This window comes from Nonomuraea sp. NPDC049141, assembly GCF_040648415.1.
Classification (GTDB): Bacteria; Actinomycetota; Actinomycetes; order Streptosporangiales; family Streptosporangiaceae; genus Nonomuraea.
Genome location: NZ_JBEZDR010000252.1, coordinates 1 through 1,211 on the forward strand (window position 1 = coordinate 1; position 1,211 = coordinate 1,211).

Genomic DNA, 1,211 nt, shown 5'->3' on the forward strand with positions numbered 1-1,211 from the left:
GCGGGGCGCCGCGCGGGCCCGTGGCTGAGGTGGGCTAGATCAGGCTCAGTCGAGCGCCGACCAGCCCGGGTCCCGGCCCGTCAGGGCGAGCAGGCGGTCGATCTCCGGGGCATCCGACGACGACGTGCCCACCGGCGCCGCGAAGACGCCCCGCTCCCGGGCCGTCGGCCCCAACTGCTCGGTCAGGGCGCACAGCGGGGGCAGCACCTCGGGAGCGGGCTGGTACGGCTGCCCGGTGGCGACGGCCAGGTCCCAGGCGTGCACGGTCAGGTCCAGCAGCACCATGCCGCCGACCGTCTCCTGTGGCAGCCCCAACCCGGGCGAGACGCCATCCAGCACGGCCGGGTCCGACCACGCCTCGACCAGCTTCGCGGTCTCCGCCTCGAACCGGTCCCGCCAACCCTCGGCCAGATGGTCGGGCTTCTCCGCCCACTCCGGCTGCCGCCTGTGCGCGAGGGCCTGGAAGTTGACCACCACGTCGTGGAGGTGGTTGAGCAGGTCGCGCACCGTGTAGTCGCTGCACGGGGTGGGCAGGTCCAGTTGGTCGTCCGAGATGCCCCGGACCACCGCGACGGCGCGGGGGGCCGTGGCTGCCAGCAAGTCACCAGTCTTCGTGGCCATGGGCTCAGGGTACGAGGATGCCCCCGGCGTTGCCGCCCCCCGCGAGGCCGACCGGAGGCCGGCTCAGTTGCGGCGCAGGGCGACCACGGCGACGTCGTCGTGGATCTCCGGCGGAGCCAGCTCGACCAGGAGCCGCTCGCAGAACCGGTCCAGGTCGTCGTCGACCCGGCCGGCGGAAGCGGCCAGGGCGGCCAGCCCGTCGTCGATCGTGGCGTCCCGGCGTTCGATCAGGCCGTCGGTGTAGAACACCAGCGTCGCCCCGGCCGGCAGCACGAACTCCAGGTCGGGCGGCCGGGGCGCGCGGACCCCGAGCAGCGGGGCCGAGTGCTGCACGAACTCGACCTTGCCGTCGAGGCTGAGCAGTGGCGGCAGGTGACCGGCGCTGGCCAGCCGGATCCGGCCGCTGGGCGGGTGCAGCAGCAGTACGCAGATCGTGGCCAGCTCGTTCGGCAGCAGGGTGCGCATCAGCTCGTTGACCCGTTCCAGGATCTCGCCCGGCTGGTGCCCCTCCACCGCGTACGCCCGCACCGCGTGCCGCAGCTCGGCCATCACCGTCGCGGCGTGCAGCGAGTGGCCGGCCACGTCGCCGA

General features: G+C 74.1%; 2 protein-coding genes. Both read right to left on the bottom strand.

The annotated features are described in order from the left end of the window. Positions 1 to 45 precede the first annotated feature (45 nt). Positions 46 to 621: a TIGR03086 family metal-binding protein gene (locus tag AB0B91_RS66270; protein ID WP_089002487.1), complete on the bottom strand. Its 576-nt coding sequence runs from the start codon at positions 619 to 621 to the stop codon at positions 46 to 48. 63 nt (positions 622 to 684) lie between these two features. Continuing rightward, on the bottom strand, positions 685 to 1,211 hold a 527-nt coding region (locus tag AB0B91_RS66275; protein ID WP_358343306.1), incomplete at its 5' end, for a PP2C family protein-serine/threonine phosphatase.